The 24,156-nt window shown below is 68.1% G+C and carries 22 protein-coding genes; 3 read left to right on the forward strand and 19 right to left on the reverse strand.

Translation table 11 applies throughout. The annotated features are described in order from the left end of the window. Positions 1 to 121: 121 nt before the first annotated feature. The 3 genes from A5650_RS11185 to A5650_RS11195 all read right to left on the reverse strand — a co-directional run bounded on the left by A5650_RS11185 (position 122) and on the right by A5650_RS11195 (position 4,067). Entirely contained in the window at positions 122 to 448 is a 327-nt protein-coding gene (locus A5650_RS11185) for a YnfA family protein (RefSeq protein WP_067289202.1), read from the reverse strand. A 113-nt stretch (positions 449 to 561) separates the two neighbouring features. Beyond that, the gene (locus A5650_RS11190; protein WP_067290619.1) at positions 562 to 2,517 is read right to left on the reverse strand and encodes a DUF7064 domain-containing protein; all 1,956 of its coding nucleotides are present in this window, start codon (positions 2,515 to 2,517) and stop codon (positions 562 to 564) included. A 41-nt stretch (positions 2,518 to 2,558) separates the two neighbouring features. Beyond that, entirely contained in the window at positions 2,559 to 4,067 is a 1,509-nt protein-coding gene (locus tag A5650_RS11195; protein ID WP_067290622.1) for a carboxylesterase/lipase family protein, read from the reverse strand. 72 nt (positions 4,068 to 4,139) lie between these two features. Here A5650_RS11195 and A5650_RS11200 point away from each other — a divergent pair, with 72 nt between their 5' ends. Continuing rightward, positions 4,140 to 4,814 carry a hypothetical protein gene (locus tag A5650_RS11200; RefSeq protein ID WP_067290631.1) on the forward strand — a complete coding sequence of 225 codons (675 nt, stop codon included), beginning with the start codon at positions 4,140 to 4,142 and terminating at the stop codon, positions 4,812 to 4,814. 13 nt (positions 4,815 to 4,827) lie between these two features. Here the strand turns inward: A5650_RS11200 and A5650_RS11205 are convergent, their stop codons facing one another. The 5 genes from A5650_RS11205 to A5650_RS11225 form a co-directional block, all read right to left on the reverse strand. After that, positions 4,828 to 5,922, reverse strand: a complete 1,095-nt coding sequence (locus A5650_RS11205; RefSeq protein ID WP_067290635.1) for an LLM class flavin-dependent oxidoreductase — start codon at positions 5,920 to 5,922, stop codon at positions 4,828 to 4,830. Positions 5,923 to 5,929: 7 nt separating this feature from the next. Continuing rightward, entirely contained in the window at positions 5,930 to 6,943 is a 1,014-nt protein-coding gene (locus A5650_RS11210) for an ABC transporter substrate-binding protein (protein ID WP_067290638.1), read from the reverse strand. 27 nt (positions 6,944 to 6,970) lie between these two features. Continuing rightward, positions 6,971 to 7,693, reverse strand: coding sequence for an ABC transporter ATP-binding protein (locus A5650_RS11215; protein WP_067290640.1), 723 nt, complete (start codon positions 7,691 to 7,693; stop codon positions 6,971 to 6,973). Next, on the reverse strand, positions 7,690 to 8,472 hold the full coding sequence (locus A5650_RS11220) for an ABC transporter permease (RefSeq protein WP_067290643.1): 783 nt from the start codon (positions 8,470 to 8,472) through the stop codon (positions 7,690 to 7,692). Before A5650_RS11220 ends, A5650_RS11215 begins: the two co-directional genes overlap by 4 nt. 485 nt (positions 8,473 to 8,957) lie before the next feature. Continuing rightward, positions 8,958 to 9,287, reverse strand: coding sequence for a hypothetical protein (locus tag A5650_RS11225; RefSeq protein WP_067085347.1), 330 nt, complete (start codon positions 9,285 to 9,287; stop codon positions 8,958 to 8,960). Between the two features lie 126 nt (positions 9,288 to 9,413). Between A5650_RS11225 and A5650_RS11230 the strand changes: the two genes are divergently transcribed. After that, entirely contained in the window at positions 9,414 to 9,749 is a 336-nt protein-coding gene (locus A5650_RS11230) for an RNA polymerase-binding protein RbpA (protein WP_064350208.1), read from the forward strand. A gap of 30 nt (positions 9,750 to 9,779) precedes the next feature. On the opposite strand, the gene A5650_RS27675 is transcribed toward A5650_RS11230, so the two are convergent. From A5650_RS27675 to A5650_RS11250, 4 genes are read right to left on the reverse strand one after another with little or no spacing between them, the layout of a single operon-like run. Continuing rightward, positions 9,780 to 10,556, reverse strand: a complete 777-nt coding sequence (locus A5650_RS27675; RefSeq protein ID WP_067290648.1) for a polyprenol monophosphomannose synthase — start codon at positions 10,554 to 10,556, stop codon at positions 9,780 to 9,782. Beyond that, the gene (gene lnt / locus A5650_RS11240) at positions 10,553 to 12,193 is read right to left on the reverse strand and encodes an apolipoprotein N-acyltransferase (RefSeq protein WP_067290651.1); all 1,641 of its coding nucleotides are present in this window, start codon (positions 12,191 to 12,193) and stop codon (positions 10,553 to 10,555) included. The genes A5650_RS27675 and lnt overlap by 4 nt, the downstream gene beginning before the upstream one ends. Continuing rightward, positions 12,186 to 13,772: an amidohydrolase gene (locus A5650_RS11245; RefSeq protein WP_067290654.1), complete on the reverse strand. Its 1,587-nt coding sequence runs from the start codon at positions 13,770 to 13,772 to the stop codon at positions 12,186 to 12,188. The genes lnt and A5650_RS11245 overlap by 8 nt, the downstream gene beginning before the upstream one ends. 13 nt (positions 13,773 to 13,785) lie before the next feature. Further along, positions 13,786 to 14,271, reverse strand: a complete 486-nt coding sequence (locus tag A5650_RS11250; RefSeq protein ID WP_067290660.1) for an FxsA family protein — start codon at positions 14,269 to 14,271, stop codon at positions 13,786 to 13,788. A 47-nt stretch (positions 14,272 to 14,318) separates the two neighbouring features. Between A5650_RS11250 and A5650_RS11255 the strand changes: the two genes are divergently transcribed. Continuing rightward, positions 14,319 to 15,026, forward strand: a complete 708-nt coding sequence (locus A5650_RS11255; protein ID WP_067290663.1) for a dienelactone hydrolase family protein — start codon at positions 14,319 to 14,321, stop codon at positions 15,024 to 15,026. On the opposite strand, the gene A5650_RS11260 is transcribed toward A5650_RS11255, so the two are convergent. The 7 genes from A5650_RS11260 to A5650_RS11290 all read right to left on the reverse strand — a co-directional run bounded on the left by A5650_RS11260 (position 15,010) and on the right by A5650_RS11290 (position 24,151). Continuing rightward, complete coding sequence (locus tag A5650_RS11260) at positions 15,010 to 15,396, reverse strand: PPOX class F420-dependent oxidoreductase (RefSeq protein WP_067290990.1); 387 nt, start codon at positions 15,394 to 15,396, stop codon at positions 15,010 to 15,012. The genes A5650_RS11255 and A5650_RS11260 overlap by 17 nt on opposite strands. A 2-nt stretch (positions 15,397 to 15,398) precedes the next feature. Then, positions 15,399 to 15,779, reverse strand: coding sequence for a PPOX class F420-dependent oxidoreductase (locus tag A5650_RS11265; protein ID WP_067290665.1), 381 nt, complete (start codon positions 15,777 to 15,779; stop codon positions 15,399 to 15,401). A gap of 62 nt (positions 15,780 to 15,841) precedes the next feature. Beyond that, a complete protein-coding gene (gene cobN, locus A5650_RS11270; RefSeq protein WP_067290667.1) occupies positions 15,842 to 19,423 on the reverse strand; it encodes a cobaltochelatase subunit CobN in 3,582 nt (1,193 codons plus the stop codon). Positions 19,424 to 19,705: 282 nt separating this feature from the next. Then, on the reverse strand, positions 19,706 to 21,169 hold the full coding sequence (locus A5650_RS11275) for a flavin-containing monooxygenase (RefSeq protein ID WP_067290678.1): 1,464 nt from the start codon (positions 21,167 to 21,169) through the stop codon (positions 19,706 to 19,708). Between the two features lie 65 nt (positions 21,170 to 21,234). Beyond that, positions 21,235 to 22,200 (reverse strand): glycine betaine ABC transporter substrate-binding protein, encoded by a 966-nt coding sequence (locus A5650_RS11280; RefSeq protein ID WP_067290679.1) that lies wholly within the window; start codon positions 22,198 to 22,200, stop codon positions 21,235 to 21,237. Continuing rightward, positions 22,197 to 22,967 (reverse strand): ABC transporter permease, encoded by a 771-nt coding sequence (locus A5650_RS11285; protein ID WP_067290687.1) that lies wholly within the window; start codon positions 22,965 to 22,967, stop codon positions 22,197 to 22,199. The genes A5650_RS11280 and A5650_RS11285 overlap by 4 nt, the downstream gene beginning before the upstream one ends. Then, positions 22,964 to 24,151, reverse strand: a complete 1,188-nt coding sequence (locus A5650_RS11290) for an ABC transporter ATP-binding protein (RefSeq protein ID WP_067290692.1) — start codon at positions 24,149 to 24,151, stop codon at positions 22,964 to 22,966. Before A5650_RS11290 ends, A5650_RS11285 begins: the two co-directional genes overlap by 4 nt. Positions 24,152 to 24,156 lie beyond the last annotated feature (5 nt).

The raw sequence follows: 24,156 nt of genomic DNA on the forward strand, positions 1-24,156 counted from the left end.
GATCTCGACGACGACAGCGCCCATCTCACGTAACCCTCTGTTGCGCGAGCGTGCGTGTTTGCACACGACACGCCGCGAAAATTCAGCACTTCGCGCACGGTCGAGCGCCCGCGAACGTGCGTCAGCGCGGCGCGTACATGATCAGCCCCACGCCGGCCAGACAGATCAGCGCGCCCGTGACATCCCAGCGATCGGGCCGAAAGCCGTCGGCGACCATGCCCCAGGCGAGTGATCCGGCGATGAAGACTCCGCCGTACGCCGCCAGCACCCGGCCGAAGTGGGCGTCGGGCTGAAACGCGGCGACGAAGCCGTAAGCGCCGAGGGCCATCACGCCCGCACCGATCCACCACCACCCGCGGTGCTCCCGCACGCCCTGCCACACGAGCCACGCGCCGCCGATCTCGAGCACCGCGGCAAGGACGAACAACATCACCGACTTGAGCACCATCACGTCACTCAGCGTGCCGCGAGCGTGCGCAAAATGCTGTCATGGCGCGGCGTGTCGTGTGCAAACACGCACGCTCGCGCAACAGAGGGGCACAGCACAGGTGCGCGGGGCCGTCAGTCCTGGTTGCGATTCCACTCCAGCCAGCCCACGCCCCTGCGGCCGTCGGCCGTCGTGACCGTCGCCCAGGCGCGGGGAAAGTGACTGATACGGCCGTCGGGCGACACCAGCAGCACAGGCGCGTGGCCACGCACCTCCGCGGTGACGGTCACGTCGCCAGGCGTGAGCGTCAGTGTCGTCTCGACGGGTAACGCGTTGTCGGCGAACGTCTCTCGCGCGGTGACGGCCTGCAGTTCGATCAGCGGTTGACCCGCCGATTGCACATAACCGATGCCGAGCGGCGGGGCGCCCGGAATGCGGATGTCGACGCCGTGCAGGCGGGTGCCGTCGTCGAGGTGCAACGCGCTCCACACCCAGTCCATCGCCCACCAGTCGCGTACACCCCAGGAGTGGTCACGCTGGCCCGGGACGTCGGTGAACGTGAACTCGCGGCCGTCGACGGACACAGTGCCCGACACTGTGCACGGGATCTCGTAACGCGGCGTGATCCGGTACAGATACGGCGCGCCCGCGGTCGTGTACTCGAGTTCCATCGACACGTCGACGGGCCGCCCGGATTCGTTGCGCAGCAGCGCCGCCGGATCGTCGTAGGCCTCACCGCGGCCCCGCATCGTGACGCGATAGGTCTTGAGCGGTTCGGTGGCCGTGAGGATCAGATCGATGTCGCCGGTGCCTTCGAAGTCGAGCAGTGCGTAGGTCGGGATGCCCGGCCCGCACACCAGGCCGTTGATCCACGATTTGTCCAGGTTCGGGTACAGCCCGAGACGCACCCATCCGCCGATCTCCTGCTCGAGGTCGACGAAGTCGTAGTACCAGCTCTCGTTCCACAGCGGTTCGTCACCGGGCGGGTGTTCGCCTTCGTCGTCGGCAGTCGGCGTAAGGGGTTCGGGTGTAACGGGTTCCGGCAGGGTGGCCAGCGCATCGACGTCGAGCACATGCTCGCAGTGGCGGTGCAGCATCGTCATGAACATCTCGTCGCCGCGCTCGGTGCGCTCCACGAGCATCGACGAGATGATCGCCATCATCACCCCACCGAACGTCTGCCTGCGCACCCCGTCTCGGACATCGTCGATGGTGATCGGGGCGTCGGGACCGAGCGCCGAGTGGTAGGCAGACAACAGCGCGTCGTAGTGCTCGCGACGTACCTCGACGGGCAGCGCACAGCCGAGAAAGTACGCGACGTCGGTCATCGCCGGTCCCCAGGTGACGGTCTGCCAATCGACCACCGTCAGCGGACGGTCCGCGCCGGGCTGCCCGAACAGCATGTTGTCGAGGCGGTAGTCGCCGTGCACGAGCCCCTTGACCCGGCCGGGTGCGGACTCGGCGGCGATGTAGGCGTCGAATGCGTCGATCAGCCGCTCGCACACCTCACGGTGCGCAGGCGCGATCCTGTCGGCATAGCGTTCGGCGAACCCCGCATACAGCCCTGCGATCAACGCCTGGTTGACCGGCGCCTCACGGTTGAGCCACTCGACGCTGGCGGCCGCGGGATCGCCGAGCAGCGGTCCGTGCAGCCGGCCCAGCTCGGACAGTGCCAGCATGGCCTGTTCGGCTGAGGCGCCGCGGATTTCGTCGCCGACGATCGCGGGTCCGGCGTCGCCGAGCAGAAGATGGAAGGCACCGGTCTCGGGGTTGAGCCCCGAGGAGAAGCACGGCGCCACCGGTCCCCCGATCCGCGGCGCGATGTCGGTGTAGAACCGCACCTCGCGCTCGTAGAGGCCCAGCGCCAGCCCGGTCTGCCTGCTCACCGGATCGCTGGCGGCCACCTTGAGCACAACCGTCGCGGGACCTGAGCCCTCAGCCGCGTATGTCAGCGCGACGCGGTAGCACTCGCTCATCTGCCCCGTGCCGATGCGCTCGTACGAGAAGTCCGCCACCAGTGCGCCGACCGTTGACGTCAGCCACTCGGCGCTCAGTTCTGCGGGGCGCTCCACGACGTTGATGATGGGCACTCGTCACCTCCATGTGACCTGTTCGGGTGGCGGCGCCACCGTTATCGCGAGACCAGCGAGAAGCTCTCCCACGCCTCCCTGCGGGCGGCGTGCGGGTCGAACTCGATCCGCGGGCGGTGATCGAAGACTCGCACGGCACGGTCGGCGCTGGTGTAGGCGGGCCAGTCGTCGCCGGGGACGCCGGTGCGGGCGAATTCGCGCCAGCGGCGCTGGATGTCATCGCTGACGCGCAGGGCGGTCCGGCGGTCACCGACCGCGGTGAGCAGACGCCCGAACCGGCTGCGGTACACGTCGAAGACCGCCAGCAGTTCCGTGGCGTGCGTGGCGCCGAGCCCCGACCATCGCAACGACCGCGGCGCGTAGTCGTAGCGGTACAGGTGCGTCGGCGCGTGGCGGCTGTGCGCCTCGGCGATCTGCCAGGCGGCCGAGCCGAACGCGAAATCCCCGCCGAACTGCACGCATGCCTTCTGGTCCGGATAACCCGGGTAGGCCGCGGTGATGCGCTGCCGCTCCTCGGGTTCCGCTTCGGCGAGCAGTCGTTCGATCATCGGCTCGTTCATCGGCAGCAGCTTGAGGAAACGGCCGAAGAGGTTGGCCTCCTCGGCGTTCGTCCCGACGATGAGCGGCAGCCGGTGCGCCTTTCCGCTGCGCATCGCCTCCACCGGATCCAGTGGCAGGTAATCGGTTCCGCTCGTCGGCCCGGCCGCAAAGGCACCGAGCATCTCGCGCTGCCCCTGCTTGATGAGCCGTTCGAACGCGGTTACCAGTTCGGCCGGCCGAGCCGCCATCACCGCGTCGGCGCCGTCGCCCACCCCCGCGCCCAGCATCTCGGCGAACCTCGTCGCGTACTGCTCGGCCACCTCCGGCGTGCGCACCATGCCGGCCGCGGGACTCTCCGAAATCGCCTTGGCGAACAGGCCTTTGGCGGCGGGCACCGCCAGCAGCGTGGCCACGGCGTGCGCACCCGCGCTCTCACCGAAAATCGTCACGTTGTCGGGGTCGCCGCCGAACACCGCGATGTTGTCGCGCACCCAGCGCAGCGCCATGACCAGATCGCGCAGGTAGAGATTGTCGTCGATGGTGAAGGTCCCGTTGGACAACGACGACAGGTCGAGACAGCCGAGCGCGCCGAGGCGGTAGTTGACCGAGACGTACACACACCCCTTGCGGGCCAGTGCCGCGCCGTCGTAGATCGGCGTGGCCGAGGTCCCCATGAAGTAGCCGCCGCCGTGGATGAAGACCATGACCGGCAGTGCGGAATCGAACCGCTTCTTCGGGGTCACGACGTTGAGCGTCAGACAGTCCTCGCTCATCGGTTGGTACTTGCCCGGCGCCAGCATCGTGTACATGCGTTGCTGAGGCGCACAGTTGCCGTATCCGTGGCAGTACCGGACGCCGCGCCACGGCTGAACCGGCTGTGGCGCGCGCAGCCGCAGCGGGCCCACCGGCGGGCGCGCATAGGGAATTCCACGCCAGCGGTGCACGCCGTCGCGGGTGAAGCCCTCGATCGTGCCCGAGGCGATGGTCGCGCGGACGGTGTGTTCGTGCATCACCCGACGTTAGCAATGGACTACCGCCGCGCCTGGCCAGGGATTGCGTGTCGGCCCGCTAGCCTGGCCCCTATGCGAATGGCTGTGCTGATCGCGTCTGTGCTGGTTGCGGGGTGTTCGACGACGACGGGCGGACAGGCTGAACGGATCGAACCGATTCCGCCGTCCCCATCGGCGAGTTCGCCGACGACGTCCACGACGAAACCCAAGCCGGCCGCCCCGCCGGCCCCGGGCGCCCCGATCGGGGACGTCGTGGCCTGGGTAGAGGCCGGCGAACCCGCCGACGCCGCCCAGTATCACGCGGCCTCGCGCGACGGGCAGACGACGGACCTCGGCGAAGACGTCGCATTCACCACGCCGTCGGGCAAGACCAGCTGCATGACCGACAGCCAGTACGCCGACGGGGCGCTGGCCTGCCTGGTGGACCTGGTCAACCCGCCGCCCCGGCCGGACGACGCCTACGGCGAGTGGAAGGGCGGCTGGGTCGACTACGACGGCACCAGCGTGACCGTCGGCTCAGTGCACGGCGACCCCGGCCGGTTCACCGCCGGGGAGGGACCCGAGCTCCCGTACGGGCAGGTGCTGTCCTTCGGCGACTACCGCTGTCGCACCGACACCGTCGGACTGTTCTGCGTCAACTATGCATACCGGTCCGCGGTCCGGTTCAGCGACGCCGGCATCGAACCGTTCGGATGTCTGCAGCCGGCCACCGCGCCCCCGCAGACCGGCGAGAAGTTCAGCTGCTGACCTTCGCCGCGAACTAGGCGACGCCTTTGCGTTTGAGCAGCGGCAGCACACCTTCGGCGAACCAGTACGCCTCTTCCAGGTGCGGGTAGCCCGACAGGATGAACTCGTCGAAACCAAGCGAGTAGTACTCGTAGATCAGGTTGGCGACTTCTTCATGACTGCCGACCAGCGCGGTGCCCGCGCCACCGCGCACGAGCCCGACACCGGCCCACAGGTTTGGGTAGATCTCTAGTCGATCTGTCCGGCCGCCGTGCAGAGCGGTCATCCGCCGCTGTCCTTCGGACTGCGACTTCGAGTGCAGTGCAGTGGCTTTCGCGATCTGCGCGGGGCTCAACTCCGCGATCATCGCGTTCGCGACCGCCCACGCGGCCTCTGACGTGTCGCGGCTGATGGTGTGCAACCGGATCCCGAACCGCACGGCGCGTCCCCGCTCTTCGGCGAGCTCACGGACGCGCGCGATCTTGGCCGCCGCGTCCTGCGGGGGTTCACCCCACGTCAGGTACACGTCGACGTACTGCGCGGCGATCGGCAGCGCAGCGGGCGAGGACCCGCCGAAGTAGATCTGCGGCAACGGATCCGGCGGAGCCGACACCCGCGCGTCGGCGACCTTGTAGTGGTCGCCCTCGAAGTCCAGCGATTCCTGGCGCCAGACGGAGTTCACGATGTGGAGGAACTCCCCCGTCCGCGCATAGCGCTGGTCGTGGTCGAGCCAGTCGCCGAACCGGCGCTGTTCGACGTCGTCGCCGCCGCTGACGATGTTGAGCAGAACGCGGCCGTCTGAGAACCGCTGCAGCGTGGCGGCCTGCTGCGCGGCCAGTGTGGGCGGCGTCAGACCCGGCCGGAACGCGACGAGGAACTTCAATCGCTCGGTCTCTGCGAGCACGGCGGATGCGGTCAACCAGGCGTCCTCGCACCAGGTTCCGGTCGGCGTCAGCACACCCTCGTAGCCCAGGCGGTCGGCGGCGCGGGCCACCTCGGCGAGGTAGCGCCGCGTCGGTGGACGGTAATTGGCGGGCACCGTCTTCTGCGACGACGCATGCGACGAACCGACGATGGATCGGCCGTCTCCCGCGGTGGGCAGAAACCAGAAGAACTTCGCCGAGGACATGTTGCTCCTAATCGCGATCCAGGTACAGCGGCTTGAGCGCGTCGGTATACCGTCGGTCGACCCAGCGTTCGAAATCCGGTGCGGCCGCGATCTGTTGGGACTCGGCGAACAGGTCGGCCATCTCCTGCTCCGATGCGATCAACGTTTCCGACAGATCGGTCGGCAACCGCAGGCTGCGGCCCTGCGCCAGGGAGGCGACCACGGGGGGCAGGCCCACTTCCTCGCCGTAACGTTCGGCCCACTGCTGGCGGTTGTCGTTGGCCCACCGCACGGCCTTGGCGTAGCGCTGCAGCAAATCACCCAGCGCAGTGTTGCGTTTCGGGTCGGCCAACGCGGCGTCGGAGGCGACGCCGAAGCCGGCGCCGTTGGTGATGCCGGTTGCGGTGGCGATGCTGCGCACCGCGAGATCGGTCTCGGCCTGCGCGGTGTAGGGGTCCCAGATGGCCCACACGTCGACGCGGCGCTGCGTGAAGGCCGACAGCGCATCGGCGGGTTGCAGGAACACGAGCTTCACGTCGGATACGTTCAGCCCCGCGCGGTCAAGCTGGACCAGCGTATGCCCGTGCGCCGAGCTGCCTTTGGCGACCGCGATGCTCCTGCCCCGCAGATCTGCGACGCGCTGAATAGGCGCGTCGGCATGCACCAGGAGCTGATCTCCGTGCCCGCCGCCGTCGTAGGCCGATACCACCTTCACCTTCGCGTTGGATGCGGCGCCGAAGATCGGTGGCGTGTTACCGGTGATCGCGAAGTCGATCTTGCCTGCGGTGGCGGCCTCGATCTGGGGCGGGCCCGAGGTGAACGTCGAGAAGTTGATCTCGTAGGGCAGATCGTCGAGCGCACCCGACGCCCTCAGCAGCGCCTCGGTGCCGCCCTTCTGGTCGCCGACGTTGAGCGTCACCCCGGCGAGGTCCGACAGCGGCACGGTAGCCGGCGCCTCCTGGGCCCCCGAACTGTCCTGACGCGACACGCAGCCGGTCAGCAGCAGGCCGATCAGCGCAAGAACGACGACGATTCTGGGCATGGTTATCCCCCTTGCTAGCAATGGTTTTCAGCTCTGCACGCCGAGCTGTTCGAGCAGTTCGGCGCGGTAGGCATCCGCGCCGATCGTGCTGCGCGGGTCGGCGATCTCCAGCGTGTGGGTGACACGGCCGTCGTCGAGCACCAGGACCCGGTCCGCCAGAGCGACGGCCTCATCCACGTCGTGCGTGACGAGCAGGACGCCGAACCCGTGCTCACGCCAGAGGTCGAGTAACAGCTCGCGCATGCTCAGCCGGGTCAACGCGTCCAAGGCGCCAAACGGCTCGTCGAGCAGGAGGAGCTCCGGTTCGGCGACCAACGCTCGAGCGAGCGAAACCCGCTGCGCCTGACCGCCGGACAGCGTCAGCGGCCACGCGTCGGCGCGGTCGGCGAGCCCGACATCGGCCAGCGCCTGCTCGGCCCGGGCGCGTGCCTGGTCCTTACGCAGCCCGCTGCGGGTGAGCCCGTACGCCACGTTGGTGCGCACATCGCGCCACGGGAACAGCCGCGGCTCCTGGAAGGCCAGCGCCGGCGCGCCCGACACGATCCGCTCTCCGGTGTGTTCGGTCGACAGACCGGCGAGCACACGCAGTACGGTCGACTTCCCGGAGCCGCTGCGGCCGATCAACGCGACGATTTCGCCGCGACCGACCGTCAGCGACACGTCGATGAGCACATGGTGGTCGCCGTACCACTTGTCGACGTGGCCTAGTTCGGCGGCGGTGCGCACTTTCCGGGCGGTGGCGAGTGTCATGAGCGGTACCTCAATGCGCGTCGTTCGAGAACCCGGACGATTGCGTCGGTGCCGATGCCGAGCAACGCGTACACGATCAGGCCGAAGATGATGATGTCGATCCGCAGGAAGTCGCGGGCGTTGTTGATCAGGAAGCCGATCCCGCTGTCGGCGTTGATCTGTTCGGCGACGATCAGCGTCAGCCACGCGATCGCCAACGACTGCCGGAAGCCGACGAGCACCTGCGGCGCCGCACTGGGCACGATGATGCGCCAGAACCGTTGCCAGAACGAGAACCCCAGCACCTGAGCGGTTTCGAACAATTTCGGATCCACCTGGCGGATGGCCGAGAACGTGTTCAAGTACAGCGGAAAGCTCACACCCAACGCCACGAGCAACACCTTGGGCAGTTCGCCGATGCCGAACCACAGAATGAACAGCGGAATCAGACCGAGGTGAGGGAGCGCCCTGATCATCTGCATGGGTGGATCGATGCCGGCCTCGACCCACCGCGACAACCCGACGGCCGTGCCGAGCGCGACGCCGAGCAACCCGCCGAGCACCAGGCCCTCGACCACCCGGATGCCGGAAACGTGCAGCGCGTCGGCGAGTTGGCCGTTGCGCATCAGCTCCACCCCGGCCTCGAGGATCAGCGACGGCGCGGGCAGCACGTCTTGCGGGATCAGGCCGACAGCGCTGAGCAGCTGCCACAGCAGAAGCAACAGAACCGGCGACGCCAACCGAATCGCGGCCCACTTACGTTGCCGCCGAGCCTGATTCGCGGCAGGCCCGGCGGTCATGGGCGCGTTGGGTGCAGCGAGATCTGCGGGGGCGGTCACGGTGATTTGACGCTACGCACGGCCTCGCGAGAGCTGAAGGTTTTGATTCTGGCTGAAGGAAAGACCGCCCCCGACGGGTGATCGGGTTGTCAGTTCAAGCGAAAACGAACCGGTCACCGACGTCGGCGTGACATCCCTGCCGTTGATCGTGACGTCGCCGTCGGCCTCGGTGCCGTTGCAGGCTAGGCGACGAATCGGGCCGACTGCGGAAACGGCCGAGCGGACGCGGACGACGCGTCCGGGTCGACTCCGGAGACGACCCGCCCGAGCAGGCGGACAGGGTGGCGAGCGCGAGCATCGCGCCGACCGCGACGAACGGGATGCGGGTCAATCACATCAGGAGCACGGTCATGGTGGTCCATCGGGGGATCTTGCTGGTCGTGAGGACGACGAGCCAACCCCGTGGCGGTTCAACCGCGCATCGATTTATCGGAAAATGCCGGCCGTCACCGCCACCCGTCGGCGGCCTTGGCCGCCTGCATCAGGGCGTCGCACAGCTCGCGCAGTTCACCGGTGTCCGCGCCTTCCTCGACGGCCAGGGCGACGTCTTCGGCCGCGCATCGGACCTGGTAGACGCGGTCGGAGAGTTCGGCGGCCTCCTCCGGGGACAGGACCACCGCGTCGGGGGCCAGCGAGGTGCCCTTGATCAGGCTTCGCTGTTCATACGCGCGCTGGCGGCAGGACTGCCTGCAGTACTGGCGCCGCCGGCCCAGACCGGCGTCGCCGACCTCGCGACCGCACCAGCGGCAGGACTGGGGACGTAACCGACGTGCCACAGACGTGACTGTAAACCGAGCGCCACCCGTTCCCCGGTATCATGGAGGGTCGAGTCGGGAACTTCACAGCGTATTGCTGCGTTGATGATCCGGACAATTACGCGCTGATCGAGGAGTTGTTTGACGATGGCTGATCGTGTCTTGAGGGGAAGTCGCCTCGGAGCCGTGAGCTACGAGACCGACCGCAACCACGACTTGGCGCCGCGTCAGGTCGCGCGGTACCGCACCGACAACGGTGAGGAGTTCGACGTCCCGTTCGCCGACGACGCCGAGATCCCCCACACCTGGCTGTGTCGCAACGGCATGGAAGGCACCCTCATCGAGGGTGACGCGCCGGAGCCCAAGAAGACCAAGCCGCCGCGGACGCACTGGGACATGCTGCTCGAGCGCCGCTCGATCGAGGAGCTCGAGGAACTGCTCAAGGAGCGCCTCGACATCATCAAGGCCCGCCGCCGCGGCTGACCCGTCGTTCACCGCAGTCGCCGCGGCTGATCACGGCGTGACGCGGGCCCCCCGCGCGCGGTCGATGCGACCCCGCAGACCCCACCCCGCGACCTTGAACAGGGCCTCGCGGATGTTGGAACCGCTCATCTTGGACTGACCGAACTCGCGTTCGGTGAACGTGATGGGCACCTCAACGACGACGAACCCGTTGTTGATCGACCGCCAGGTCAGGTCGATCTGGAAGCAGTAGCCCTTCGATTCGACCGCGCTAAGGTCGATCTTCTCGAGCACCTCTCGGCGGTACGCGCGATAACCGGCGGTGATGTCGTGAATGTCGACGCCGAGCAGGATGCGGCTGTAGCCGTTCGCGGTGCGCGAGAGCACCAGGCGGCGACGCGGCCAGTTACGCACCTCTCCGCCCGCCACGTAGCGCGAACCGATCACCACGTCGGCGCCGCCGTCGATGGCGTCGAGCAAGCGGTACAGCTGCTCGGGAGGGTGGCTGCCGTCGGCGTCCATCTCGACGAGCACCGAATACTCGCGGCCCAGCCCCCATGCGAATCCGGCCAGGTAGGCCGCGCCGAGGCCGGCCTTGGCGGTGCGGTGCATGACGTGGATGCGGTCCGGGTCGGCGAGCGCCAGGTCGTCGGCGAGCTTGCCGGTGCCGTCGGGGCTGCCGTCATCGACGACCAGGATGTGCACGTCGGGCTGCGCCTTTTGGACGCGCTCGACGATCAGCGGGAGATTCTCCCGCTCGTTGTACGTGGGGATGATGACCAGCGTGCGCTGGCTGGGGCGCTCCCCCGGGACCCGGCCCGTCGTCATGTAGCTCCTCTATCTTTGGTGCCGCCGGTCAATCGGCGGCGCACAAAGCTTTCATTGTGCAGCATCGCGGCGATAAGCCCGCCTACGCCGAGGGCGACGAGCAGGCCCTCCACCAGCGGACCCCACCGCGTCGCGGCCGTGAGCTGCGTTTTCAGGCGTACCGCGGAGTCGAGGTACGCGGGTTCGTAGAACGCGGTGCGAGACAGCTCACGGCCGTCCGGCGAGATGACGGCGCTGATTCCCGTCGTCCCGGCGACGACGACGTACCGGTCGTGTTCGACCGCGCGCAGCCGCGCAAAGGCCAGCAGCTGTTCGCTCATCGACTCGGTGAACGTCGCGTTGTTCGACGGCACCACCAGCAACTGCGCCCCGTTGCGCACCGACTCACGCGGTGCGCGGTCGAAGATCACCTCCCAACAGGTGGTCACCCCCACCGGCACACCGGCGGGATGCACGACCCCGGTGCCGTCGCCCGGCACGAAGTACCCCGCGCGGTCGGCGTAGTCGGAGAAGTGCCGGAAGAATCCGCGCCACGGCAGGTACTCCCCGAACGGCTGGACGATCTGCTTGTCGTGTCGCTCGCCCGGCCCGCCGCGCGGATTCCACACGATCACCGAGTTCGTTGTGGCCGGCTCGTCGGGCGTGGCACCGGGCGCCTCGACCACCGCGCCCACAAGGATGGGCGCATCGACGGCTGCCGCCGCCGAGGAAATCAGCTCGTCGGCATCCGGATTGGCCAGCGGGTCGATGTCGGATGAGTTCTCGGGCCAGACGACGAACATCGGCCGGGGTGCGCGCCCGGCTCGTACGTCCTCCGCGAGTTGCAGCGTCTCGCGCACGTGGTTGTCGAGCACTGCGCGCCGCTGCGCGTTGAAGTCCAGGCCGAGCCGCGGGACGTTGCCTTGGACGACGGCGACGGTGACCGAGTGTTCGTCGCCGGCGCCGAGGCCGGACTGGCGGACGTGCGGCCACGTCAGCGCGGTGACGAGCAGGACGGCGCTGATGGCCACCCCGGGAACCACCACCGCCGGCGGTGCGGCGTTCTGTCCGGCGTCGCGCCGCCACCATTCGACGATCTCGAAAACGATTGCCGCGACGCTGAACCCGACGAGTACGGTGGCGAAACTCAGCAGCGGCGCACCGCCCAGCTGGGCGATCGACCGAAGCGGGCTCTCGGTCTGGCCGTAAGCGACCACGCCCCACGGGAAGCCACCGAACGGCACCGTCGACTTGAGCCACTCCTGCGCCGACCACAGCCCCGCGAACCACAGCGGCCAGCCCGGCAGCTTCCGAACCGCCACCGCGGCCGCGCCGAACAGCGCCGGGAAAAGCGCCTCGGCGAGCGCCAAGCCGATCCACGGGAACGGGCCGACGAACGCACCGACCCACGGCAGCAACGGCAGGTAGAACGCGGCTCCGAACAGGAAGCCGTAGCCGAATCCGCCCCGCACGGTGGTGGTCTCGCGGGTCAGTACCCAGGCCAGTAGTGCGAACGCGGCGAAGCTCAGATACCACCAACCGAACGGCGGGAAGCTCAGGCACAGCAGCGCCCCGGCCACGATCACGACGGCCAGCTGCGGCAGTCGGTTGATCAGGGCAAGCCCGAACCGCCTTGTCCTGGAGGCAGTTTCAGCCATGGGTAACGACACCCCGGTGAACCGTCTGACGGCAGCGGGGTGACGGGCCGTCCAGTCGCGGCAGCGCCGGCACCCGCGAGCGCCGGTCGGTCGACCACCGCTGTACCGCGTCGGCCGGGGCGCTCACCTCGAGTTCGTCGGCCTCCCAGACCGCGTACGAGGCCGGAGCGCCGGGAATCAACATGCCGGCCACCCCGTCCCGCACGCCTGCGGCCCGCCATGCACCGCGGGTCAGTGCCGCGAACGCCGCACGGGCCGAGAGCGCGCTGCCCGGGGTCTGATGCCGCGTCGCCGCGCGCACCGTCGCCCACGGGTCCATTCCGGTGACAGGGCTGTCCGAGCCGAATGCGAGGGGCACGCCTTGGGATGCTAACAGCGCGAACGGGTTCAACGATCTGGCTCGCTCGCGCCCGAGACGCTGGGCGTACATGCCGGTTTCGCCGCCCCACAGGGCGTCGAAGTTCGGTTGCATGCTGGCGAGCACGCCCCAGGCGCCGAGCTTGTGTGCCTGTTCCTCGGTGACCATCTCCAGATGTTCGAGCCGGTGCCCGCACCGGGCGACGGCGGGGGCTCCGGCCGATGCGACGACGGTCTCGAGCGCGTCGACGACGGCGGTGACGGCCGCGTCGCCGATCACATGGAAGCCGGCGGGGATGCCGGCTTGCGTACAGGCCTGCAGGTGCGCCGCGATAGCGTCGCGGTCGAGATAGGTGTTGCCGACACAGCCGGGCGCGTCGGCGTAGGGCTCGTGCAGCCAGGCGGTGCGCGAGCCGAGCGCTCCGTCGACGAACAGGTCGCCGGCCAGGCCCCGTGCGCCGGTGCGCTCGATCAGCGCGTGCGCTTGATCGGCCGTGGTCACCGGTTCGCCCCAGTAGCCGATGATCTCGACGCCGTGGTCGATGGCGCGGATCTCGTCCCAGTCGTCGAGGCCGCCGATCTGCGGGCCCGCGCACTCGTGCACGGCGGCGATGCCGGACGCCGCCGCCGCGTTCAGCGCGGCTGTGCGCGCGCGGTCGCGCTGCTGCGGGGTCAGCCGGGTGCGCGCCTCGGCACGGACCACGTGGTGCGCGTCGGCCGTCAGCGGCCGCTGCGGGTCGTATCCGGCGGCATCGACCAGTCCGGGCCGAAGTGCGCGCAGAGCGCTCGACGCGACGGCCGAGTGCACGTCCACCCGCGCGAGATAGGCGGGCCGGTCGCCGACGACGGCGTCGACGTCATCGGTGCTGGGCGGGGCGCATTCGGGCCAGTTCGACTCGTCCCAGCCGTGGGCCCAGATCGGGCCGTCGGGATGGCTGCGGGCGTAGTCGTCGAGCAGTTGCAGGCAGTGCTGCCTGGATCGTGCCGACCGGAGATCGAGGCCCGAGAGCGCCAGCCCGGTGGCGGTGAGGTGGATGTGGCTGTCGACGAAGGCGGGTGCGACGAAGGCGCCGTCGAGGTCGATGACCTGCGCGTCGGGATATTGGCCGCGGCCGACGTCGTCGCTGCCCAGCCAGGCGATCACGCCGTCGCGCACCGCGAGCGCGGTGGCGTCGGGCATGGCGGGGCTGTGCACCCGCCCGTTGAGCAGAAGGGTCGTCACCTACGGGAGATTCTCACAGGTCGTCGGCGGGACGCGGCGCGCGCTCAACGGCGGGCGGTTCGACGTCGACCACGTCGACGACCTCACCGTCGATGTAGTCCTCCCGCCTCGCGGCCGCTCCCCAGCCCGCGACCCCGGCGGTGATCAGCGGCATCCGGCGTGCGGCCAGCGCGGTCAGCACCGGGCGGGCCGCCGCCCGCGTCGGGGGCAGAAGGAGCAGCGCGCCCATCACCGAGCTGGCCAGCCCCGGGATCACGACCAGCACGACGCCGAGCGCGACCAGGATGCTGTCGGCGGCCGTACCGTGCAGGGTCGCCGGGGTCAGACCCGAACGCAGCCGGCCGATATGGCGCCGCAGCTGCGATCCGGCAAGCGCGAACCCCAATATGAACGTCGCGAGCAGCAGCAGTAGCGTCCAGCCGATGCCGATCGTCGACACCAGGGCCACCACGACCGCTGTCTCGATCAGCACATAGAGGACAAACAGCCGCATCGCCATACGCGGTTAACGTCCGGGCGCCCCGTCGGGTTCCGTAGATTGACGGTGTGGGCACGATCAAGATCGATACGCCGGACGGTCCGATCGACGCGTTGCTCTCGACGCCGGACGGCGAGGGGCCGTGGCCGGCGATCGTGGTCGTGCACGACGCGATCGGGTACGGACCGGACAACGCGGCGATCGCGGCGCGCATCGCCGACGCCGGCTACATCGCGATCACGCCGAATCTGTACTCCCGGGGTGGGCGCGCCCGCTGCATCACTCGTGTGTTTCGCGAACTGCTCAGCAAGCGGGGTCGCGCGCTCGACGACATCCTGGCCGCCCGCGACCATGTCCTGGCCCTGCCGGAGTGCACGGGCGCGGTCGGCATCGCCGGGTTCTGCATGGGTGGGCAGTTCGCGTTGGTGATGTCGCCGCAGGGGTTCGGCGCGTCGGCGCCGTTCTACGGCACTCCGTTGCCCCGCCAACTCGACCAGACACTGACCGGCGCGTGCCCGGTCGTCGCCAGCTTCGGCCGCCGTGACCCGATCGGCATCGGGGCCGCCGACCGGTTACGGAAAGTGCTCGCGGACAAGGGAATTTCGTCGGACATCAAGGTGTATCCGGACGCCGGCCACAGCTTCGCCAACAAGCTTCCGGGGCAACCGTTGCTACGGATCACCGGGTTCGGTTACAACCAGGCGGCCGCCGACGACGCCTGGGCGCGGGTGTTCGCGTTCTTCGGCGACCACCTGCCGGCTACGCCGCCGCCTTGATCTCGATACCGATGTGCACCTTGTCGATGCCGCCGCGGATGAGCGCCTGCGGGATCCACCACCACGCGTGATACCAGTAGCGGCGGGTGACCTTGTCGAACACGCGGCGGGTGTCGTCCTTGGGCAGCACCCGGGCGACCGCTTCGACGGGTTCGCCCCTGGGCTTGCCCAGGGCCGACGACTTCTGGATGGTCACCCGTGGGGTGTTGTTGATGCGCTTGGTTTTCCACGACCCGTCGTCGGTGATGACGAGCAGCTTGTCCCCCTCTGGGGCACCCCAGATCGGGGTGGGCTTGGGTCTGCCGTCCTTGGTGAAGGTCGTCAGCAGCATGTACTTCGAATGCGCGACGTCGTCGAACGTGTCGGCCATGATCACCCCGGCTTGATCTCGATGGTCACGTTCTTGCTCATTCCCCCGCGCAGCTTGGAGAAAACGTTGAACGTCTTGCCGAGCAACCCGTAGCGCTTGCCGATCGCGGCGTAGGTCGCGCCGTTGGCCGATTTGTCGAGGATCGAAGCGACCGCCTCGACCGCCTCGCCCTTCGGATTACCGCGCATATCGCACGGCGCAATGGTCACCCGCGGCGTGTTGCGGATCCGCTTGACCTTCCACGACTGTTCCTGCGTGATGGCGATCAGGCCGTCACCCTCGGGCACCGCCCAGATCGGCGTGGGCTTCGCCCTGCCGTCCTTGGTGAACGTGGTCAGCAGGATGTACTCGGACTTCGCGACATCGGCAAAGGTGGCAGACATCTTCCCGAAGATACTGCGCTCACCTCGACTCTGCCTGTGCCTCGGTCACCACCGCGCGCAGGTCAGCCCTCGAGGTCGCCTTCGGTCTCCAGGAGCACGTTGCGCAGTCCGTCGAGCGTAGCCCGTTCGGGTGCGGCCCACATGCCGCGATCGGCGGCCTCAAGAAGTCGTTCTGCCATACCGTGCAGGGCCCATGGATTGGACTCGGCCATGAACTTGCGGTTCTCGTCGTCGAGCACGTACTCCTGCGACAGCCGCTCGTACATCCAGTCGGCCATCACGCCCGCGGTCGCGTCGTAGCCGAACAGGTAGTCGACCGTGGCGGCCATTTCGAACGCACCCTTGTAGCCGTGCCTGCGCATCGCGTTGATCCACCGCGGGTTGACCACGCGGGCGCGGAACACCCGGGTGGTCTCCTCGGAGAGTGTGCGGGTGCGCACGGCGTCGGGGCGGGTGTTGTCGCCGATATAAGCGGCCGGATGCTTACCAGTCAACGCCCGCACGGTGGCGATCATGCCGCCGTGGTACTGAAAGTAGTCATCGGAGTCGGCGATGTCGTGTTCGCGGGTGTCGGTGTTCTTCGCGGCAACCGCGATTCGACGGTACTGCCTGCTCATGTCGTCGGCGGCCGGCGCGCCGTCCAGACCGCGGCCGTAGGCGAAGCCGCCCCACGCCGTGTACACCTCGGCGAGGTCTGCGTCGTCGCGCCAGTTGCGGCTGTCGATCAGCTGCAGCAGCCCGGCGCCGTATGTTCCCGGTTTCGATCCGAAAATCCTTGTGGTTGAGCGACGCTCGTCGCCGTGTTCGGCGATGTCGGCTTGTGCGTGGGCACGGACATAGTTGTTCTCGGCCGGTTCGTCGAGCCCGGCGACCAACGCCACGGCATCGTCGAGCATCGTGACGACGTGGGGGAACGCGTCTCGGAAGAATCCCGAGATGCGCACAGTGACGTCGATGCGGGGCCTGCCCAGGTCGGCGAGCGCGATCGGTGCGAGGTCGACGACCCGCCGCGACGCCTCGTCCCATACCGGGCGAACTCCCAGCAGGGCCAGCACTTCGGCGATGTCGTCACCGGCGGTCCGCATGGCCGAGGTGCCCCATACCGACAGACCGACCGACCGCGGCCATTCGCCGTAGTCGTCGCGGTAACGGGCCAGCAGCGAATCCGCCATCGCCACACCGGTTTCCCACGCCAGTCGCGACGGCACCGCCTTCGGATCGACGGAGTAAAAGTTGCGTCCGGTCGGCAGCACGTTGACCAGCCCGCGCAGCGGCGACCCCGACGGCCCGGCCGGGATGAAGCGCCCATCCAGCGCCCGCAGAATCTGCGGAATCTCCCGCGCCGTGCCCGCGAGCCGCGGCACCACTTCGGCGGCGGCGAACCGCAGCACCGCGGCGACGTCGGCATTGTCAGTCAGCGTCTCGACGACATCAGGGTTCCATCCCGACTCCTGCAGCGCGGCAACCAGATTACGGGCTTGCTCCTCGGCGACGTCGACTGCGGCGCGCTCGTCGTTGCCGTCCTCGGCCAGGCCGAGCGCCTGGCGCAGGCCCGGCACCGTCTGTTCACCGCCGAACAACTGCCGGGCCCGCAGGATCGCCAGCACCAGGTCGAGTTCATCCTCGCCGCTGGGTGTTTCGCCGAGGATGTGCAGGCCGTCGCGGATCTGTACGTCCTTGATCTCGCAGAGCCAGCCGTCGACGTGCAGGAGCATGTCGTCGAACGAGTCCTCCTCGGGGCGCTCCTTTAGACCGAGGTCGTGGTCCATCTTCGCGGCGCGCATCAGCGTCCAGATCTGCTGTCGAATCGCGGGCAGCTTGCCGGGGTCGAGCGCCGATACGTTCGCGTGCTCGTCGAGCAACTGCTCCAAACGGGCGATGTCGCCGTAGCTTTCGGCGCGTGCCATGGGCGGGATGAGGTGGTCGACGAGGGTGGCGTGGGCGCGACGCTTGGCCTGAGTGCCCTCGCCGGGGTCGTTGACCAGGAATGGGTAGATCAGCGGCAGGTTGCCCAGCGCGGCGTCCGATCCGCAGGCCGCCGACATGCCGAGGGTCTTGCCCGGCAGCCATTCGAGATTGCCGTGTTTGCCCAGATGTACGACGGCGTCAGCGCCGAACACCGACTCGATCCACCGGTAGGCGGCCAGGTAGTGGTGGCTGGGCGGAAGGTCCGGGTCGTGGTAGATGGCGACGGGATTCTCGCCGAATCCGCGCGGCGGCTGCACGATCAGCACGACGTTGCCCGCCTGCAGCGCGGCGATGACGATCTCGCCGTCGGGGTCGGCGCTGCGGTCGACGAACATCTCCCCCGGCGGCGGACCCCAGTGCTCGACGATCGCGTCGGTGAGCTCGGCAGGCAGCGTGGCGAACCAATCGCGATAATCCTTGGCCGACACCCGGATCGGGTTGCCTTCGACCTGTCTTTCGGTCAGCCAATCGGGGTCCTGGCCGCCGCGTTCGATCAGGGCGTGGATGAGCGCGTCGCCGTCGCCGGCGTCGAGGCCGGGGACGTCATCGATGCGGTAACCGTGTTCGCGCATCGCGCGCAGCAGGGCGACGGTGCTGGCGGGGGTGTCGAGGCCGACGGCGTTGCCGATGCGCGCGTGTTTGGTTGGATAGGCGGAGAACACCACCGCGATCCGCTTGTCCTGCACCGGAATCGACCGCAGTCGGGCGTGCCGCACGGCCAGCCCGGCGACCCGTGCGCAGCGTTCGGGATCGGGCACGTACGAGGTCAGTCCCTCGTCGTCGATCTCCTTGAACGAGAACGGCACGGTGATGATGCGGCCGTCGAACTCCGGCACGGCCACCTGTGTCGCGACGTCGAGCGGTGAAAGGCCGTCGTCGTTGTTCTGCCACTGCGACCGCGGGCTTGTCAGGCACAACCCCTGGAGGATCGGAATGTCCAGTGCCGCAAGGTGCGCGACGTTCCAGCTGTCATCCGAGCCGCCGGCCGACACGGTTGACGGGGTGGACCCACCGGCCGCGAGCACGGTCGTGATCAGCGCGTCGGCCGTTCCGAGCAGTTCGAGAAGCTCCGCATCGGCGGTGCGCAGCGACGCGCAGAAAACCGGCAATGCACGACCCCCGGCGTTTTCGATCGCATCGCACAGCGCCTCGACGTAGGCGGTGTTACCCGCGAGGTGCTGGGCGCGGTAGTAGAGCACCGCGACGGTCGGGCCGTCACCGCCGTTGCCGCGGGGCACCACGCCCCACAGCGGCGTGCTCTCGGGCGGCGAGAACCCGAAGCCGGTCATCAACACCGTGTCGCACAGGAACGCGTGCAACTGGCGCAGGTTCGAGACGCCGCCCTGAGCCAGATAGACGTGCGCCTGCAGCGCCACCCCCGCGGGTGTGGTCGAGTGCCGCATCAACTCCGCGTCCGGCGACTGCTCGCCGCTGACGACGACCGCGGGCACTCCGCTGGCCACGACTTCGTCGATGCCGTCCTGCCAGGCGCGGTAGCTGCCGAGGATGCGCACCACCACGACGTCGGCATCACGCAGCAGTTCGCCGAGTTCGCCGTCGACCAGCCGCGACGGGTTCGCCCACCGGTAGTTGGCGCCGCTGGACCGGGCCGTGATCAGATCGGTGTCCGAGGTGGACAGGAGCAAGACGGCGGGGTCGCGAGACGGCTGAACCACCCCCCATTCCTACCCCACGCCCTATTTCCCTCCGCCAGCGTGCGGCAGATACCGAAGCGGCTAGTGGCGGTTCCAGCGGCCGTAGGTGCTCTGCGGATACGGCAACCCGAGGGCGGCGATCAGCACGACCAAAAGAGCACCGAACACGATGAGTTCGAACATCGTCGTTCCTTCCTGACGCTTACTGCACACACGTGCAGTAATCGGGAACATACGACGTCAGCGACGGTTTGAGATCGAGTTGTGTGGCACGGATCACTAGAGGCTCTAGTGTGACGACCATCACGTTTGAGCCGTTTGTACATCGAAATCGGATGGCTCCGGCGACGCCAACAGCCGGCGATGACGGACGGGCTCCCACGGGAACAGTTCGGGCATCCCGTGCTTGTCGAGATACCAGCTGTTGCAGCCGGTCGTCCAAACCGTATGTGGCATAGCCGATTTCATCTGTTCGTTGTAATGCTTGGTGGCGATCTCCGTCGGTGCCGCGGTCTCGATGCGACCGTCCCGGATGCGCTCGATCCACCACATCGCGTAATCGGCCTGGTTCTCGGCGATGATCACGAGCGACTGCTGACCGATCGGAGAGTGCGGCCCCATCAGCATGAACATGTTCGGGAAGCCCGGCACCGCGACCGATCGGTAGGCCTGCGGGCCGTCTGTCCACGCATCGTCCAACGAGACGCCGTTGTGCCCGATGATCTCCATCGGGCGCGTATAGGCGTGCGCGTCGAAGCCGGTGGCGCTGATCAGGAGATCGAGCTCGTGCAGGGTGCCGTCCGCGGTGACGACGCCCCGGGGCTCGACGTGATCGATCGGATCGACGACGACTTCGACGCCGGGCTTCTGCACGGACTGGTAGTAGTGTCCGGCGGCGACGATGCGCTTGCACATCGCCTGGTAGTCGGGTGTCAGTTTGCGGCGCAGTTGCGGGTCGCGCACGGAGAGGTTGAGGTTCCACCGGCACATCGCCGACACCAGCCGGCGACGGAGTCCCGGATGAACCATCGCCTTGGCGAAGAAGTTCTCGTACACGGCCTGCCAGAAGCGGTAGCCCAGCCGGCTCAGCGCCGGGGCCCGCCGCAGCGCTGCCTTCGTGATCGGTGAGTACCGCGGGTTCGGGAACGGGAACACCCACTGCGCGGTGCGTTGAAAGATCTTGAGCCCCCGCACTTTTCCGGCGAGTTCGGCGGTGATCTGGACACCTGTCGATCCAGTCCCGATCAGACCGATCCGCTTGTCCTGCAACGCCACCGAGTGATCCCAGCGAGACGAGTGGAACATCGGGCCTGCGAACGTGTCCAGTCCAGGGATGTCGGGATAGCGCGGTACCCGCAGAATGCCGGTCGCGGTGATCAGGACGTCGAAGGGTTCGGAGCCGTCGGCGGTGCCGATCCACCACTTGCCGTCGCGGAACTCCGCGCTGGTCACGGGTGTGCCGAACTTGATGTGGCTGCGGATGCCGCGCTCGGTCGCCACCTGCTTGAAGTACGACTGAACCTCGTTGCCCGGCGGTAACAGTCGGGACCACTCGGGGTTCAATCGGAAGGTATACGAGTAGAACCGCGACGGCACGTCGCAGTGCAGCCCGGGATAGGTGTTGTCGCGCCAGGTGCCACCGACCTCGTCGGCTTGTTCGAAGATCGTGAAGGTTTCGATGCCGGCGTCCTGCAACTTGGCCGCCATGCAGATGCCCGACATACCGGCGCCGACGATCGCGACCTTCACCGCACGTTTCTCTGACATCGCGACCCCCTTCGGCTATCGGAAGGGTACGCGCGGAAAAGAGACGATATCGACGAAAATCGCGATTACTGCGCGGTGATGAAGCCCTGCGCCACCATCCAGTCACGCGCGACCAGGCTCGGGTCGCGGCCCTCCACGTCGACCTGCTTGTTCATGTCCATGATGGCCTCGTTGGTCAGCGCCGCCGTGACCGGTGCCGTGACGTCGGCGATCTGCGGATGCGCCTCGTAGAAGGCGCGTTTCATCGTCACCGACGGGTTGTAGTGGGCGAAGAACTGCTTGTCGTCGCTGAGCACGACGAGGTCCAGCGCAGCGATGCGGCCGTCGGTGGTGAACACCTCACCGAAGTCGCACTGCGTCCCGTCGGCGGTGGCCTGGTAGATGATGCCGACCTGGAGCACCGGCGTCTGCGCCCGCGCGGGGTCGAATCCGTAGGCCGCCGCCATCCCGGGATAACCGTCCTGGCGGGCCCGGAATTCGGTGTCGACGCACGTGCGTGCCGCGGCCGGATTGCGCTTGACCAGCTCGGCGTACTCCGACAGCGTGCGCACATTGGTCCGCTCGACGACGCCCCGGCTGGCCGCCAGCGCGTAGGTGTCGTCCATCGGCCCCGGCGGTAACCACACCATGTCGTGGCGGGCGAGATCCTCCTCGCGGACGGCGTCGAACTGCTTGCGGCTGTCGGGGATCGGCTTCTCGTGGCCCAGATAGTTGATCCACGCGTTGCCGGTGAACTCGTAGGCGACGTCGACCTGACCCGACAACTGCGCCTCGCGGGTGCTGCGCGAGCCCACGATGCCGGTGAGGTCGCGGACGTCGGCTCCGGCCGCAGCCAAGGTGTACTCGAGGATGTACCCGAGGATCACCTGTTCGGTGTACTCCTTGGAGCCCACCGTGATCGGAACGCCCTCGAGTGCGGGATTGGGTTGAATCGAGGCCGGCCCGACCTTGAGCGGCACGGTGCTTCCCGCTCCGAGCCCGCACCCGGCGAGCAGTGTGCAGGCCAGCAGGGCGATGGTGCGGCGAATCATCGCAGACCCTTGGGGTTGAGGTAGAACTCGGCAAGCCCGCCGAGCCAGTCGACCAGCAGGGCTAGGCACACCGCGAGCACGCTGCCCAGGATCAGGGTCACGTTGTCCTGCAACTTGTATCCGGTGTCGATGAGGATGCCGAGGCCGCCGGCGTTGACGAGGAAGGACAGGGTTGCCGTCCCCACCGCGAGCACCAGCGATGTGCGCAGGCCGGCCAGGATGTACGGGATTGCCAGCGGCAGCTCGACCCGCGTCAGCACCGATCGCCGCGACATCCCTTGTCCCAGACCGGCGTCCACCAGCGACCGGTCCACCTGGTTGATGCCGAGGATCGTGCTGGCCAGCACCGGCAGCAGTGAGTACAGCGCGATCGGCAGGACGCCGATCCAGAATCCGGTCCTGCCGGTCCAGAGGAACAGCAGGACCAGCAGGCCGATGGCGGGCGCCGCCTGGCCGATGTTGGCGACACCCATGAAGAAAGGCCGCAACATCTTCGCACCGGGGCGTGTGACCAGCACGCCGAGCGGCACCCCGATCAACAGCACGATCGCGGTGACCGCAATGGTGATCAACAGGTGCTGCCAGATCAGCGTGGCGATGTTGCCGGGGTTGATGTTCTCCTGCTGGGTCGCGGTCAGGTCGCGGTTGAACGCCCAGAACACCACGGTCGCAGCGACGATCAGCACCACGATGGGTTGGATGAGCAGTCGCCTGCGTTCGCCGGGGTTGGCGCGCGCCGACTGGGTGGAGTCCGCGACCGCGGTCACGGTTGTCCGTCCGTGCCGGCCTCCGCCGAGGCCCGCAGCCAGGTGATCGTGTCGATCAGCGTGTCGAGCGTGACAACACCGGCATAACGGCTGCCGGGACCGGCCACGACGGCCGACGCATGTTGTTGTGCGAGGATCGCTTCCAGGGCGTCCTCGAGCGTCGACTGGGTGCTGACGACGTCGAGCGGTTCGACGGCGTCGGCGAGCGCGGCCGCGTGGTCGAGTTTGCTCTCCCGCACCCAGCTCACGGGCCGCTCCCGTTCGTCGAGCACCACTACCCAGTCGAAATCGCTTCCCGCCAAAGCCTTTCGGACGTCGTCGATCGAATCGCTCTGGCGCACAGCCGGATGCGGCCGCAGCTCCACATCCTTGATGCGCATCAGGCCAAGCTGGCGCAACGAAGCGCCGGAGCCGACGAAACCGGCGACGGTGTCATCGGCGGGGTTTGCCAGGATATTCTGCGGTGTGTCGTACTGCAGGACCTTGGACTGGTTGCCCAGCACCGTGATCCGGTCGCCGAGCTTGACGGCTTCGCCGAAGTCGTGGGTGACGAACACGATGGTCTTGCGCAGTTCGCCCTGCAACCGCAGCAGCTCGTCCTGCAGCGTGCTGCGAGTGATCGGGTCCACGGCGCCGAACGGTTCGTCCATCAACAGGACCGGAGGGTCGGCGGCCAGCGCCCGCGCGACGCCCACGCGCTGCTGCTGACCGCCGGACAGCTGGCGCGGATACCGCTCGGCGTACTGACCCGGTTCCAGGCCGACCATGTCGAGCAGTTCGTCGACGCGCTCGGCGATGCGCTTGCGGTCCCAGCGCAGCAACCCCGGCACCAGGCCGATGTTCTGCCGGATCGTCATGTGCGGGAACAGCCCCGCCTGCTGGATCGAGTAGCCGATCGAGCGGCGAAGCTCGGTCGGCCGGATGAACAGCGCGTCGTTGTCGCCGATCATGATCGTGCCCGACGTCGGTTCGGACAGCCGGTTGATCATCCGCATCATCGTGGTCTTCCCGCAGCCGGACGGGCCGACGAACACAACGATCTCACCGGCGGGGATCTCCAGCGAGACGTCGTCCACCGCGGGGCGGTCGGAGCCGGGATAGACCTTCGAGACGTGGTCCAGCACGATGCGGACCCCCGTGCTGCCGTTCGGGCTGGTGTCCTCCGGCGCGATTTGGGTTGTCATCGAAT

It is taken from the genome of Mycobacterium sp. 1164985.4, assembly GCF_001668575.1.
Classification (GTDB): domain Bacteria; phylum Actinomycetota; class Actinomycetes; order Mycobacteriales; family Mycobacteriaceae; genus Mycobacterium.

Bases quoted from the DNA above. Each gene is read 5' to 3' on its own strand.
- A5650_RS11185 (WP_067289202.1), bottom strand. From the start codon at position 448: ATGGTGCTCAAGTCGGTGATGTTGTTCGTCCTTGCCGCGGTGCTCGAG.
- A5650_RS11195 (WP_067290622.1), bottom strand. From the start codon at position 4,067: ATGCACGAACACACCGTCCGCGCGACCATCGCCTCGGGCACGATCGAG.
- A5650_RS11200 (WP_067290631.1), top strand. From the start codon at position 4,140: ATGCGAATGGCTGTGCTGATCGCGTCTGTGCTGGTTGCGGGGTGTTCG.
- A5650_RS11205 (WP_067290635.1), bottom strand. From the start codon at position 5,922: ATGTCCTCGGCGAAGTTCTTCTGGTTTCTGCCCACCGCGGGAGACGGC.
- A5650_RS11210 (WP_067290638.1), bottom strand. From the start codon at position 6,943: ATGCCCAGAATCGTCGTCGTTCTTGCGCTGATCGGCCTGCTGCTGACC.
- A5650_RS11215 (WP_067290640.1), bottom strand. From the start codon at position 7,693: ATGACACTCGCCACCGCCCGGAAAGTGCGCACCGCCGCCGAACTAGGC.
- A5650_RS11220 (WP_067290643.1), bottom strand. From the start codon at position 8,472: ATGACCGCCGGGCCTGCCGCGAATCAGGCTCGGCGGCAACGTAAGTGG.
- A5650_RS11230 (WP_064350208.1), top strand. From the start codon at position 9,414: ATGGCTGATCGTGTCTTGAGGGGAAGTCGCCTCGGAGCCGTGAGCTAC.
- A5650_RS27675 (WP_067290648.1), bottom strand. From the start codon at position 10,556: ATGACGACGGGCCGGGTCCCGGGGGAGCGCCCCAGCCAGCGCACGCTG.
- lnt (WP_067290651.1), bottom strand. From the start codon at position 12,193: ATGGCTGAAACTGCCTCCAGGACAAGGCGGTTCGGGCTTGCCCTGATC.
- A5650_RS11250 (WP_067290660.1), bottom strand. From the start codon at position 14,271: ATGGCGATGCGGCTGTTTGTCCTCTATGTGCTGATCGAGACAGCGGTC.
- A5650_RS11260 (WP_067290990.1), bottom strand. From the start codon at position 15,396: ATGGCCGACACGTTCGACGACGTCGCGCATTCGAAGTACATGCTGCTG.
- A5650_RS11265 (WP_067290665.1), bottom strand. From the start codon at position 15,779: ATGTCTGCCACCTTTGCCGATGTCGCGAAGTCCGAGTACATCCTGCTG.
- A5650_RS11275 (WP_067290678.1), bottom strand. From the start codon at position 21,169: ATGTCAGAGAAACGTGCGGTGAAGGTCGCGATCGTCGGCGCCGGTATG.
- A5650_RS11280 (WP_067290679.1), bottom strand. From the start codon at position 22,200: ATGATTCGCCGCACCATCGCCCTGCTGGCCTGCACACTGCTCGCCGGG.
- A5650_RS11290 (WP_067290692.1), bottom strand. From the start codon at position 24,151: ATGACAACCCAAATCGCGCCGGAGGACACCAGCCCGAACGGCAGCACG.